A 14,033-nucleotide genomic window follows, 5' to 3' on the forward strand; every position below is an offset into this window, starting at 1 on the left:
TACTGCGTAATGACTCAATAAAATAATAAGTCAGCCAAACAGCAAAAACTTAAAATGGGCCATAAAATCAATATTTTATAGCCCATTTCTCATTTATAAATTTGCCCAGAGTACAAAATTAAGCCACTATCTTTAAAGTAAAATCGAAGACTCGTTTAAACAAGGATTTTGTATGGCTATTGATACTCTGATTACTATCGGCGGCTTCACCGTTGTTGCCCTTCTATTTATCTTTGCGGGTGTAAAAACCGTTCCTCAGGGAAATAACTGGACCGTTGAACGCTTCGGCCGTTACACCCAAACCCTAAAGCCGGGCTTAAATTTAATCATTCCATTCATTGATGGCATTGGTCAAAAGATCAACATGATGGAGCGCGTATTAGATATTCCAGCACAAGAAGTGATCTCTAAAGATAACGCTAATGTTGTTATCGATGCTGTGTGTTTCGTACAAGTAATCGATGCGGCAAGAGCCGCTTATGAAGTTAACGATCTTGAACACGCGATTCGTAATCTAACACTCACCAATATTCGTACCGTCCTTGGCTCTATGGAGCTCGACGAAATGCTCAGCCAACGTGACATGATCAACAGCAAGCTACTAACCATTGTCGATGACGCAACCAACCCTTGGGGTGTCAAAGTTACTCGTATCGAAATTAAAGATGTACAACCACCAGCAGACCTTACAGCAGCAATGAACGCTCAAATGAAGGCCGAGCGTAATAAACGTGCTGATATTTTAGAGGCTGAAGGTGTTCGTCAAGCTGAAATCCTAAAGGCTGAAGGTCATAAACAGTCTGAGATCTTAAAAGCAGAAGGTGAAAAACAAGCTGCAATCCTACAAGCAGAGGCTCGTGAACGTGCTGCAGAAGCTGAAGCGAAAGCGACAGAAATGGTGTCAACTGCGATAGCTCAAGGTGACATGCAAGCTGTAAATTACTTTATCGCTCAGGGCTATACCGATGCACTTAAATCGATTGGACAAGCTGAAAATGGTAAGATCATCATGTTGCCGCTAGAAGCGTCAGGACTCATGGGTTCTGTTGCAGGTATTGCAGAAATGTTTTCACACAAAGGATCGAACAACAAGGAGTAGCGCATGATTGAGCTATTAGATCAGGTAAACCATTGGCACTGGCTTGCTTTTGGCTTACTGCTACTTGGGCTGGAGTTATTAGGTACTGCGGGATATTTTCTCTGGATTGGTATTTCAGCAATGATTGTCGGTACCCTATTGGGTGCCTTACCGCTAAGCTGGCAGATGCAATGGCTCTCTTTCGCCAGCTTCTCTTTAATAACCACTTGGTTATGGTGGCGTAGACAGTTAAAAAGTGATCGTAAATCGGATAAAACCCGAGTACTCAATCAGCGCGATAAACAGCTGATAGGAAAGACAACTCGGCTAGAAGACGACATCCAGAAAGGTCAATGCAGAATCCGACTCGGTGACACCACTTGGTCAGCCATTGCTGCGACAGATATAACAGCAGGAACCGAAGTCGTTGTGACAGCTGTTGATGGGATTGTTCTTACCATCGCGCCCGTCAACAAATGAACACAGGGCCATTAACACTACGCACGTGCTAATGGCCTGTTCTATTACTCATCAACAAGATCATCAATGATTGGGCAGTGGCTGTTGGTATCCCCTGGACACTTCTCAACCCACCCCTCTAATGTCGTCTTTATTGCCATCAAATCTGCAATTTTTCGATTCACTTCATCCAGCTTGCTTTGAGCTTTTGCTTTAACATCGGCACTTTCTCGGCAAGGATTATCAGCTAAAGCAACCAGCTCTTTGCACTCTTCTAGAGAAAAACCGGCGCTGCGCGCCTTCGCAACCACGCTTAACTCTTTTATTTGCTTCTGGGTGTATGTTCGGTAGCCGTTTTCTGATCGCATCGGCTCGGAAATCACGCCCTTATCTTCATAAAGACGAATCGACTTAGTAGATAAGTTGGTTAGTTTAGCAACTTCACTTATATTCATGATATTACTCAAATCATTAGCAGAGTGAGGAAGTTTACCCCACTCATACACCATCACATTTAGCTCAAATCATACACTCAAATAGACGTAAGGCGTAGCAAAGATAATAAGAGAAAATAAAGTCTACGAATTATGGTTAGTTTTTCCGGATTTTCAGTTGAAAGAGCAAATTTAAGGAAAGTCACACAACGCAATTTCAATAAGTTACTGATTAATTTACTGAAATAATCCAATGTTATTTTTCATTTAAAATTTATATATTATTTTGATCTTTTATTGACCATATACATACTGTGATATTAAGCATGACGTTTGAATGCTATTTATTTCATTTTTGGTAAGTAAGAAAAGGATAATGAATATGAAAATTTTAACGATGACCTTAGCGCTGTTAGTTAGCTTTTACTCAAGTTCGATACTAGCTAACGGAGCCAGCGGTGGAAGAGCGCTTGATAACGAGATCAAATGCGAACTCCCTAATGGTGTCGTGCAGTCATTACCACCAACTTATTGCAAAATGTATGGTGGTAAACACGTATAAAAAAAAAGCTACGATATATATCGTAGCTTTTCGTCTCTCTTATCTCTAGAAGAATGAGAAAGGTGCGATTACGATGAAACGTAAGTCTTGCTCATCACGGTCTTCTTTACCTGCAAATGGGTCACGTTCTAACTGCGTCGCATGTAATTTGAAAAGAGTTCCTTTTAAAGCACCGCTAGATACGGAATAAGTAATATCACCGTTGATTGCATATTCACTCTCATACGAGAAACCAGCCAAACTCTCATCAGCTCCAGTGCCGTAACCAAAGCCTAAATTAAAGCCCCAACCAGTCCCTGTATTGTAAGATAAGCGGTTATACCAAGCTATTTCACCAGGCATGTTCCAATCAGATAGAGCGTCCCACCAGTAGAAGCCACCTTGGTTGGAACCATATCGAGCCATTGTACGCGGTGCAAATTCACCCATAGCCGCATCAGCGTCAAGCTGAGTATATTGTACTTGAGACAACCAAGAAACCTTGTCTGTCAGTGACCAATTCAAAGATAAACCATGGTGAGCTGCAAAACCATTATACATCTCATCGTCATCAACACCGTACATGTTATATCCGACTTTAATTGAGTCATTTATGGCATAGCTAGTGTCAATTTTGTAAGAAAAGTTGTCTTGGTCATCGTTACCGTAATTAACATCCAATGCCTGCCCAATGCCTACACCGTACGTAAAATCACCCGCGGCACCGTTTAAACCAATAGAATGTAAGTAACTAAATTGTTGGTTGTACCAAGGTTCAGTTGCGTCTTCCGAGTTAATCAGCCATGGTGCCGAGTGATCGTCTGTACCCATGTAACCGAGTGTCATTCCATTACCAAAGGTCGTAGAGACTTTAAAGCCACGATAAGTACCAGGTACAAAGCTCCATACATTACCAATTGTACCAACACCGCCTTGAATAAAGCCTACTTGAGCGTCGGTTTTCTCACCAAGCTTTAGTTTAATTGCAGCAGTGGTGACTTTGAAGTTACTACTTCCATCTGTCCAATCACCGGACTGACAGATTGAAATTTCGTTACATAGCTTATTACCATCAGCATCTTCAATACTGTCGTTATAAATATCACCAGAGAAATAACCACCTAAATCAAGGCCTACTGTGTCTTTATGGTAACCAGAATTGAAATTCAACATGAGGTTGTATGATGAGTAATTTAAACGTGTCTCGATATCGCCATCAGTATTAGCACGTCCTCTATATCTAGTATCAACGACAGCAGCACCAGTAAACGTCGCATCATGAATAAAGTTGTCGACCGCTTCTACGTAACCATCACCAACTGCGTTAGCCTCTGATGCAATCACTGGAGAAGCTACGATAGCACCTACCATTGCTGCCGCTAACGCGGATACTTTGAAAAATTTGTCCATGGAATAAAACTCCTAAAAATGGATATAGCTGTTTGATTATTTCTCACCTAAAGTTGGCCGCCGTAGAGAGAAATACCTTTTCTTGTTTAGAACCTCTAACCGCCCGAGGCTCTTTTTCCTTACTGGGTATACACTGCGTGCATCCATGTCACTAAGACTAACTTTGCCCTTAAAAAGATCAATGAGAACTTAATTTTCATCTAAAAAAATATGAGTTGGTGCAAATTTATCTATGACTTAGTGATCCCGATCGACAAAATCCAAACCACATTAACAAAACCGAATAAAAACCTTAAAAATCAACCACTTATTTAAAATTACATTTTATATAAAGAGATATGACTCGCAAATAAATAAGCATTATTACGCTATTTTCTTAATATTGAGCAAAGTCACAGACCGAAAATGGCGCATAATATAGCAACAATTTTTTCGAAGTATAAAAAGTCAATGACTGAAGCATGAGAAACAAAAAAGGCACTCCACAATGGGAGTGCCTTTTAGCTTTTTTTAGAGCAGTTTACTTACGAAAGTAGGTCGATTAAGTCTTGTTCATTTCTTATTTCGATGCCTAAATCTTGTGCCTTTGTTAACTTAGAACCGGCAGCTTCACCAGCAAAAAGAATGTCTGTTTTCTTAGAAACACTGCCTGTTACTTTCGCACCAAGTGCTTGTAATGCGGCTTTAGCCTCGCTACGCCCTAACTGAGATAGCGAACCAGTCAATACGACAGTCTTGCCTTCTAATGGCAATGACTGCCCCTCTATTGGTGCTTCTATTGCAGGCCAAGTAAGACCAAGCTCCAAAAGCTTATCAACTACTTCACGGTTTTTCTCTTGCGAGAAGAAGCTTGTAATATGACTAGCAACAATGTCACCAATATCTTGCACTTCTACGAGCTGTTCATGGGTAGCGGCTTGAACCTTATCCAGCGACTTAAAGTGCTGCGCAAGGTTCATCGCCGTTGCCTCTCCGACTTCTCGAATGCCCAAAGAGTACAAGAAGCGCGCCAATGTTGTTTCTTTGGCTTTATTTAGCGCATTCACCACATTTTGAGCCGACTTAGGTCCCATGCGATCTAATACCGTGAGCACACCTGCACTTAACTTAAAAAGATCTGCTGGGGTTTCAACCATTTCACGGTCAACCAATTGCTCTATGACTTTTTCACCCAAGCCATCAACATCTAAAGCCTTGCGAGACACAAAGTGCTTTAGAGCCTCTTTACGTTGCGCCTGACACACAAGACCACCAGTACAACGCGCGACCGCCTCTCCTTCAACACGCTCGACAGCAGAGCTACATACAGGGCAAGCTTCTGGGAAAACAATCTCTTTCGCGGTATCTGGACGACGGTCAGCAACAACAGCAACAATTTGAGGGATAACATCACCTGCACGGCGGATAATCACACTATCCCCAACCATAACCCCTAGCCGCTCTATTTCATCGGCGTTATGTAAGGTCGCGTTGCTCACTGTTACACCACCAACAAATACCGGCTCCAGTTTCGCTACAGGCGTAATCGCACCCGTTCGGCCTACTTGGAACTCTACGTCGTTAAGTACCGTGATCTCTTCTTGTGCTGGGAATTTATACGCTATCGCCCAACGCGGAGCTCTAGCAACAAAACCCAAAACTTCTTGCGCTGCGATATTGTCGACTTTGATTACCACACCATCAATCTCATAAGCCAGAGCATCCCGGCGAGTCATGATATCTTGGTAATACGCTTTTACGTCGTTCAGTGAGCTCAGTTGCTTAGTTTCAGGGCACATAGGTAAGCCCCAGCCCTTTAATTGAAGAAAGCGTTGATAGTGACTGTCAGACAGCTCAGCACCTTCAACGACACCAACACTGTAAGCGTAAAAGGACAATGGACGCTTAGCTGTAATACGAGAATCTAACTGACGTAGACTACCTGCAGCCGCGTTACGAGGGTTAACAAAAACCTTTTCGCCTTTTTTTAGCGCTTGCTCATTAAGTTTGTCGAAACCAGCTTTTGGCATAAAGACTTCACCACGCACCTCAATGCGTGTTGGCCAGCCTTTACCTTGAAGCTTCAATGGAATTGAACTGATCGTACGCACGTTTTCAGTGATGTTTTCGCCCGTGGTACCGTCACCACGTGTGGCTGCTTGAACGAGCGTGCCATTTTCATAAAGAAGACTCACCGCTAGGCCATCTAACTTCGGCTCACAACAAAATGTGGTTAGATCAGCCAGAGGAGCACGGTCAGACATGCGTTTATTAAAGGCATCTAGATCTTCGTCAGAGAAAGCATTGTCTAAAGAGAGCATTGGAATTTCGTGTGTCACTTGGGTAAAGCCATCTAGTGGCGCACCGCCAACACGCTGACTTGGCGAGTCTACTGTGACCAGTTCTGGATTTTCTTGCTCAATCTTCAGCAGTTGTTGCATTAATCGATCATATTCTACATCGGGGATCTCTGGGCTATCCTCAACGTAGTAGCGAACGGCATGATAGTGCAGAGTCTCTTTTAACTGCTCTAAAGTACTTTGAATGGATTCTTTCATATCATTCTCTGTCGGATTGAAATATTAAAAAGGGCCCCATCAGGAGCCCTTTCTATCATTATAGATTAACTGTAAGGCTTATATTGACTACTAAGCGCTTTGACTAGTCATAAAGTCACGAATTTGTTTACGGTATTCAGACAGGCGGTTTGGTGTCATCAGGTTTCTCGATTCATCCAACACATTACCACCCAAATCGTCAGCAATTTTCTGCGCCGCGCTCAACATCACGTTGAAGTTCTGATCCGCCTGACCGTAGCAAGGCAACGTCATAAAGAATGAAATGCCTTTGGTGGTGAAGTCTGCAGGGTTGTCATGCTCTAACGTACCTGGCTGCATCATATTAGCCACACTAAAGATCACCTTAGGTGTTTCCGCTGCTTCGGCGAAACAGTGATAGATAGACATCTCACCATAGGTCAAGCCGTTGTTTTCCATGCTACGGAAAAGCTCAGTACCGACAAATGGCGTCTCGCCTGCACAATGCACATTCAATACAATCACTTCTAAGCCCAAGTCATCTTCTTGTGCTTCTTCAGGCGTCGTTGAAACGGCTGCTTCAACAATTGGCTCAACCTCTTCTTGATGCAAAGGTTGAGTTTCGAAAGCAGGCTCTTGCGACATCGCACCATAGTGCTCTTTAAAGTCGGCGTGACTCTCTTTTTGCTCTTCCGTTAATTCAAAACTTGGAACTGCTGGTTCAACAGGGGCGTCGCTTTGAAGTTCAGGTTCTTCTTTAGCTGGCGTTTCGACACTGAAAGAAGGCAGGTCATTGAGCTCAAGCTCCTCTTGCTCACTTTTCGCTGATGGGCTTGAAGTTAGAGGATCTGAATCAATCAATGGGTCTGCATTTGTTGGTGATACTGCAAAATCCGGTTCTTTACGCTCTTTACGAATGATCTCGAAGTCGTCTTCTGGCGCGAAAGAGCGCTCTGGCATTGTGCCCACGTCATCTAAGCTGTCGTTGTCGAGCTTGCCAAGTGGTTTATCACCAAATTTGGCTTTCCCTTCTTTTTTACTCGTCCACAATCCGTGGAACAATAATGCGGCGATCGCTAGTGCGCCAACAATAATGAGTACAAATCGCAATTCCTGCATTTTTCGCTCTCAGCTTTCATAGTCACCCTGAGTTTTTGGGTTGCTATATCAGTTAGGTTAATTTGACCAATCTCACTACTGTATCAAAAGTAGCTACTGTTTTAGAACAACTTAATACAATAAGTTCCTCAGTTGGTGTGATTTTCACCACGCTTTTTTTCTTAATATCGGTCGAGTACACTATAGGTGTTTGCTATTTAACCAACTCCTCCTTATGTGAGCTGATATTCCAATATGACTAATTTATCGATTCCTCGCTCTGGCTTCGGCTATTTCATCTTCGGCGCTAAAATCGCTCTCTCTCCAAGTATTCGTAAATTTGTGCTAATGCCCTTACTTGCAAACGTATTGCTGGTTGGCGGCGCGCTGTTTTACATCTTTTCTAACCTCAATACATGGATTGACGGTTGGCTAGAAGGTCTTCCTAGCTTTCTTACTTGGTTGACTTATGTTCTGTGGCCATTGTTAGCACTGACAATACTGGCAACCTTCTCTTACTTCTTTAGTACGTTAGCGAATTTCATCGCTGCGCCATTTAACGGTTTACTGTCAGAGAAGGTAGAAGAGCTATTAACAGGAAAAAAAGTGAATGACGATGGTTTAATGGACGTGGTAAAAGACACACCGCGTATCCTAGCTCGCGAATGGCGTAAGCTTGTTTATACCTTGCCAAAAGCAATCGGTCTTTTCTTGCTTCTACTTATTCCTGCACTTGGCCAGACCGTAGCGCCGTTCTTGTGGTTCATCTTTACTGCATGGATGCTATCAATCCAGTATGCAGATTATCCATTCGAAAATCATAAGATCAGCTTTGATGACATGAGAAGTTCATTGAAACAAAAGCAAGGTAAAAGCTACGGTTTTGGTGCTCTCGTCTCTATCTTCACAACCATTCCAATTCTGAATTTGATTGTTGTGCCTGTTGCTGTATGTGGTGCGACAGCGATGTGGGTGTCTGAACACAAAGGTCAATTTACTCACCTTCGCTAATCTCCCCTATTTCACGCCTATTTTGTTGAATCACTAATTTCTATCAAAATGGGCGTGCATTCTGCTACATATCTATATGATATAACTTTTTAATCCTTTTACCTTTTTTTCAACTTGTTTAATCTAAATTCAACTTAAACAAACATTGAAATAAACGGGACGACTAAGTCATTGATATGCCGCGTTTAGTTCTGTCATCAAATGAAGGAATATTCCATGAGCAAGATTTACGAAGATAACTCCCTTACGATCGGTAACACTCCACTGGTTCGTTTGAACAAAGTAAGTAAAGGTAATGTACTCGCTAAGGTAGAGGCTCGTAACCCAAGCTTCAGTGTTAAGTGTCGTATCGGTGCAAACATGATTTGGGAAGCTGAAAAAGCTGGCACTCTTAAGCCTGGCGTAGAGCTTGTAGAACCAACAAGTGGTAACACAGGTGTGGCTCTTGCTTTTGTTGCGGCTGCTCGTGGTTACAAACTAACGCTAACTATGCCTGAGTCAATGAGCCTAGAGCGTCGTAAGCTGCTTAAAGCACTAGGTGCTAACCTTGAGCTAACAGAAGCGGCTAAAGGTATGAAAGGCGCGATTGCTAAAGCAGAAGAAATTGTGGCAAGCGATCCAGAGAAATACCTACTTCTTCAACAATTCAACAACCCTGCGAACCCAGAAATCCACGAGAAAACGACTGGCCCTGAAATCTGGGAAGCAACAGATGGTGAGATCGATGTGTTTGTAGCAGGTGTAGGTACGGGTGGTACAATTACAGGTACAAGCCGTTACATTAAAGGTGAGAAAGGCAAAGCAATTACTTCTGTAGCGGTTGAGCCAGCAGAATCTCCAGTAATTGCACAAGCACTTGCGGGTGAAGAAATTCAACCAGCACCGCACAAAATCCAAGGTATCGGCGCAGGTTTCATCCCTGGTAACCTTGATTTAGAGCTTGTAGACCGTGTTGAATCTGTTACTTCAGAAGAAGCAATCGAAATGGCACAACGCCTAATGGCAGAAGAAGGCATCCTAGCGGGTATCTCTTCTGGTGCAGCAGTCGTTGCAGCAAACCGTCTAGCGGAACTGCCTGAATTTGCTGGGAAAACAATTGTTACAGTTTTACCAAGCTCAGGTGAACGATACCTCAGCACAGCCCTGTTTGCCGGCATTTTTACCGACAAAGAGAACCAACAGTAATATGTGGTCAAATCAATATTTGGTCTAAAAAAGCCCCTAATTGGGGCTTTTTTGTTGATCCCTGCCTCACCTTTGGTAATATCACCCCTGTTTTATTTTTCGCTTCAAAATAAAAGAAGCAATAAACCAGATTCTGAAGGTCGTGAGTTCTCGTCAAAAGAGCACCATGGCTGGATAAAATTTTAACCAAACTGTTCAAACACGAACATGGCGTACTACACTCTGGCGCATACGCGTTAAAGAAGTTAAGCTAAACTTGGTTATAAACTTTACAAATAATAAATTAATTGGGGTATATAAAATGTACGAGAAGCAAGTAGAAATCACAGCAGAAAACGGTCTTCACACTCGTCCAGCTGCACAGTTCGTTAAAGAAGCAAAATCTTTCGACGCAGACATCACTGTGACTTCTAACGGTAAAAGCGCAAGCGCTAAAAGCCTATTCAAACTACAAACTCTAGGCCTAGTTAAAGGTACTGTAGTTTCTATTTCTGCTGAAGGCCCACAAGCTCAGCAAGCTGTAGACCACCTAGTTGCTCTAATGGACCAACTACACTAATTCGGTCTTCTTCTTTCAAAGCCATTTTGCCCCGCAAAGTGGCTTTGTTCGAAATAGAACAGAATAAGCTCGGCCAAGTGCCCAGCGGTATAAGTCACACACTCTCCCGTTTACAGTTGACCAACTTAAGGTAAAGCTATGATTTCAGGTATCCTAGCATCTCCTGGTATTGCTATCGGTAAAGCACTACTACTTCAAGAAGATGAAATCGTTCTAAACACTAACACTATCACTGAAGACCAAGTTGAAGCAGAAGTTCAGCGTTTCTTTGACGCTCGTAACAAATCTTCAGCTCAACTAGAAATTGTTAAGCAAAAAGCGCTTGAGACTTTCGGTGAAGAAAAAGAAGCGATCTTTGAAGGTCACATCATGCTTCTTGAAGATGAAGAGCTAGAGGAAGAAATCCTAGCACTTATCAAGAACGACAAGATGCACGCAGATAACGCAATCCACACTGTTATCGAAGAGCAAGCATCTGCACTTGAGTCACTAGACGACGAATACCTAAAAGAACGTGCAACTGATATCCGTGATATCGGTACTCGTTTTGTTAAAAACGCTCTAGGCATCAACATCGTTTCTCTAAGCGATATCGATGAAGAAGTTATCCTAGCAGCTTACGACCTAACGCCATCTGAAACTGCACAAATCAACCTAGATTACGTACTAGGCTTTGCTTGTGACATCGGCGGTCGTACATCTCACACATCTATCATGGCGCGTTCACTAGAGCTTCCTGCAATCGTTGGTACTAACGATATCACTAAGAAAGTGAAGAACGGCGACATGCTTATTCTTGATGCGATGAATAACAAGATTGTTATCAACCCATCAGAAGCTGAACTTGAAGAAGCGAAAGCAGTTAAAGCTGCATTCCTAGCTGAAAAAGAAGAGCTAGCAAAACTTAAAGATCTACACGCTGAGACTCTAGACGGCCATCGTGTAGAAGTTTGCGGTAACATCGGTACTGTAAAAGACTGTGACGGCATCATCCGTAACGGTGGTGAAGGCGTTGGTCTGTACCGTACTGAATTCCTATTTATGGACCGTGATGCACTTCCTACTGAAGAAGAGCAGTACCAAGCGTACAAAGAAGTTGCTGAAGCAATGAACGGCGAGTCAGTGATCATCCGTACTATGGATATCGGTGGCGATAAAGATCTACCATACATGGATCTTCCAGAAGAGATGAACCCGTTCCTAGGCTGGCGTGCAGTACGTATCAGCTTAGACCGTCGCGAAATCCTACGTGACCAACTACGCGGTATCCTTCGTGCGTCTGCACACGGTAAGCTTCGTATCATGTTCCCAATGATCATCTCAGTTGAAGAGATCCGTGAACTGAAGAAAGCTATCGAAGAATACAAAGCTGAGCTTCGCGCTGAAGGTCTAGCATTCGACGAAGAGATCGAAATCGGTGTAATGGTTGAAACACCAGCTGCGGCAGCTATCGCACACCACCTAGCGAAGGAAGTTGCTTTCTTCTCTATCGGTACAAACGACCTTACTCAGTACACACTTGCTGTAGACCGTGGTAACGAGATGATTTCTCACCTTTACAACCCACTGTCACCTGCTGTTCTTACAGTAATCAAGCAGGTTATCGATGCGTCTCACGCTGAAGGTAAATGGACAGGTATGTGTGGTGAGCTAGCAGGCGATGAGCGTGCAACTCTACTTCTACTAGGTATGGGTCTAGATGAGTTCTCTATGAGCGGTATCTCTATCCCTAAAGTTAAGAAAGTAATCCGTAACTCTAACTTCGCAGAAGTGAAAGCTATGGCTGAAGAAGCACTTTCTCTACCAACTGCTGCTGAAATCCAAGCTGTTGTAGACAAATTCATCGCTGAAAAATCTCAGTAATCATCTATGCTTAATCAAATTAGACGGCTAAAAATAGTCGTCTAATTTGCTAGATTGGTATAGTATATTCTACAGAATAAAACTAAACGTTAGGAGCATGACACAATGGGTCTGTTTGACAAACTTAAGAAGCTAGTATCTGATGACAGCGCTGACGCTGGTGCAATCGAAATCATCGCACCTCTTTCTGGTGAAATCGTAAATATCGAAGACGTGCCAGATGTTGTTTTCGCTGAGAAAATCGTTGGTGACGGCATCGCGATCAAACCAGCTGGCGACAAAATGGTAGCTCCAGTTAACGGTACTATCGGTAAAATCTTCGAAACTAACCACGCATTCTCTATCGAGTCTGACGACGGTGTTGAGCTATTTGTTCACTTCGGTATCGATACTGTTGAACTTAAAGGCGAAGGCTTCACTCGTGTAGCAGAAGAAGGCCAAACTGTTAAAGCTGGTGACACTATCATCACTTTCGACCTAGCGCTTCTAGAAGAAAAAGCAAAATCAACTCTTACTCCAGTTGTTATCTCTAACATGGATGAAATCAAAGAGCTGAACAAACTTGCTGGTTCTGTAACTGTAGGTGAAACTCCAGTTCTGAAAGTGACTAAGTAATCTCTACTTAGCATTTCAAAAGTTCAAAAAGCGCAGCCTCACGGCTGCGTTTTTTGTTGTCCTAAGAAAATTACCTTAACAAAGATAATGCAGTGCCAGTGTCTTGGTTTGCTTGTGCAAGCAGCGTTGATGTCGCGCGTTCAAGCATCTGAGATTTGGTTAACTCAGTAGTTAGCTTAGCGTAATCGGTATCTTTGATTTGCCCTTCTGAGTCTGCGATATGATGAAAAGTATTATTGAGACTATTCATTGTGCGGCTGACGCCATTTTGGAAACCACCGATTTCACTGCGATGCCCATCCACATAACCCAATGCAGCATCAATCACCGCAACCCCAAGCTGGGCACCACCAACCGTCGTCATATCCACGTCATCTAATGATATTGCCTGAGGTTCATCAAAATTAAAGATGTTCGCGGCACTACCTGTGACTTCGAAACCTTGAGGTGAATCGGCATGAGCTGAAAATAATTGCAGCTGATGTTCCTCGTTCACCGAAGCTCTAACCACATCCTGCTGGCCGTTAATATAGGTGGCTACCTGATAGATATCATCGCCCTCTTTGAGCTTAAAATCGAGCGCCTGCGACTCATCATTGCTATCTTGATAACTGATACTTAAGCCTTGATTATTAGCGTTAACACGCCAATTCTCATCCACATTGCTGCTTGCTTCAGTAAAATGTCCGCCCATTTGTGGGATATTGGTGTACATACTCTTTAGCGTCAGGGAAACTGCGTTCGAGTCGGGACTAAGGTTAAAGTTACGCTTACCAAAAGAGCCATTGAACAACTCATCCCCGGCAAAGGTCGTTGATGATGCAATACGATCGAGATCATCGATCAACGCCTCCGATTCAATCTGGATACTTTCGCGTTCATCTTGACTTAATGCACCATTGGACGCCTGTAATCCGAAATCACGGAGCTTTTGGAGCATGTTGGTACTTTCGTGCAACGCTCCTTCGGCAGTTTGTGCGATAGAATTCGCATTGGTCGCATTCGACAGTGCAGCATCAATGCCTCGAGTCTGAGCTTTAAGTCGATTGGCTATTTGAAGGCCTGCAGCGTCATCACTCCCCGTATTGATACGAGAACCTGACTGCAGCTTTGATTGAGCGTCAACAGCTTGGCCTTGTGCTTCACCAAGATGCCGCTGAGCGATTGAGGAAGATATATTTGTTTGTATCGATACCATTAAGTTGTATTCCGTTTAGTTAGGTTTACCCCAACTCACCGCTTGTGTTGTCCCTTCAACACAAAT

Annotated in this window: 12 protein-coding genes; 7 read left to right on the plus strand and 5 right to left on the minus strand. The window is 43.1% G+C overall.

Translation table 11 applies throughout. The features are described 5' to 3' along the window. Window positions 1-172: 172 nt before the first annotated feature. Both OCV50_RS10425 and OCV50_RS10430 read left to right on the plus strand, forming a co-directional pair. On the plus strand, window positions 173-1,099 hold the full coding sequence (locus OCV50_RS10425; protein ID WP_261902997.1) for an SPFH domain-containing protein: 927 nt from the start codon (window positions 173-175) through the stop codon (window positions 1,097-1,099). 3 nt (window positions 1,100-1,102) lie between these two features. Further along, window positions 1,103-1,558 (plus strand): NfeD family protein, encoded by a 456-nt coding sequence (locus OCV50_RS10430; RefSeq protein ID WP_239841303.1) that lies wholly within the window; start codon window positions 1,103-1,105, stop codon window positions 1,556-1,558. Between the two features lie 44 nt (window positions 1,559-1,602). Here OCV50_RS10430 and cueR read toward each other — a convergent pair whose 3' ends face one another. From cueR to zipA, 4 genes are all read right to left on the minus strand, one after another. After that, complete coding sequence (gene cueR, locus OCV50_RS10435) at window positions 1,603-1,992, minus strand: Cu(I)-responsive transcriptional regulator (RefSeq protein ID WP_239841302.1); 390 nt, start codon at window positions 1,990-1,992, stop codon at window positions 1,603-1,605. A 586-nt stretch (window positions 1,993-2,578) separates the two neighbouring features. Next, window positions 2,579-3,922 (minus strand): OprD family porin, encoded by a 1,344-nt coding sequence (locus OCV50_RS10440; protein WP_261902998.1) that lies wholly within the window; start codon window positions 3,920-3,922, stop codon window positions 2,579-2,581. A 524-nt stretch (window positions 3,923-4,446) separates the two neighbouring features. Continuing rightward, the gene (gene ligA / locus OCV50_RS10450) at window positions 4,447-6,459 is read right to left on the minus strand and encodes an NAD-dependent DNA ligase LigA (RefSeq protein WP_261902999.1); all 2,013 of its coding nucleotides are present in this window, start codon (window positions 6,457-6,459) and stop codon (window positions 4,447-4,449) included. Between the two features lie 90 nt (window positions 6,460-6,549). Then, complete coding sequence (gene zipA / locus OCV50_RS10455; protein WP_261903000.1) at window positions 6,550-7,557, minus strand: cell division protein ZipA; 1,008 nt, start codon at window positions 7,555-7,557, stop codon at window positions 6,550-6,552. Window positions 7,558-7,791: 234 nt separating this feature from the next. Between zipA and cysZ the strand changes: the two genes are divergently transcribed. From cysZ to crr, 5 genes are all read left to right on the plus strand, one after another. Further along, window positions 7,792-8,547, plus strand: coding sequence for a sulfate transporter CysZ (gene cysZ, locus OCV50_RS10460; RefSeq protein ID WP_261903001.1), 756 nt, complete (start codon window positions 7,792-7,794; stop codon window positions 8,545-8,547). Between the two features lie 216 nt (window positions 8,548-8,763). After that, a complete protein-coding gene (gene cysK / locus OCV50_RS10465) occupies window positions 8,764-9,732 on the plus strand; it encodes a cysteine synthase A (RefSeq protein WP_261903002.1) in 969 nt (322 codons plus the stop codon). Window positions 9,733-10,033: 301 nt separating this feature from the next. Continuing rightward, entirely contained in the window at window positions 10,034-10,291 is a 258-nt protein-coding gene (locus tag OCV50_RS10470) for an HPr family phosphocarrier protein (RefSeq protein ID WP_032552209.1), read from the plus strand. Window positions 10,292-10,429: 138 nt separating this feature from the next. Continuing rightward, the gene (gene ptsI / locus OCV50_RS10475; protein ID WP_239841297.1) at window positions 10,430-12,154 is read left to right on the plus strand and encodes a phosphoenolpyruvate-protein phosphotransferase PtsI; all 1,725 of its coding nucleotides are present in this window, start codon (window positions 10,430-10,432) and stop codon (window positions 12,152-12,154) included. A gap of 105 nt (window positions 12,155-12,259) precedes the next feature. Continuing rightward, window positions 12,260-12,769: a PTS glucose transporter subunit IIA gene (gene crr, locus OCV50_RS10480; RefSeq protein ID WP_032551815.1), complete on the plus strand. Its 510-nt coding sequence runs from the start codon at window positions 12,260-12,262 to the stop codon at window positions 12,767-12,769. Window positions 12,770-12,839: 70 nt separating this feature from the next. On the opposite strand, the gene OCV50_RS10485 is transcribed toward crr, so the two are convergent. After that, on the minus strand, window positions 12,840-13,967 hold the full coding sequence (locus OCV50_RS10485; RefSeq protein WP_261903003.1) for a flagellin: 1,128 nt from the start codon (window positions 13,965-13,967) through the stop codon (window positions 12,840-12,842). Window positions 13,968-14,033 lie beyond the last annotated feature (66 nt).

The sequence above is a fragment of the Vibrio fortis genome, from assembly GCF_024347475.1.
Classification (GTDB): Bacteria; Pseudomonadota; Gammaproteobacteria; order Enterobacterales; family Vibrionaceae; genus Vibrio; species Vibrio fortis.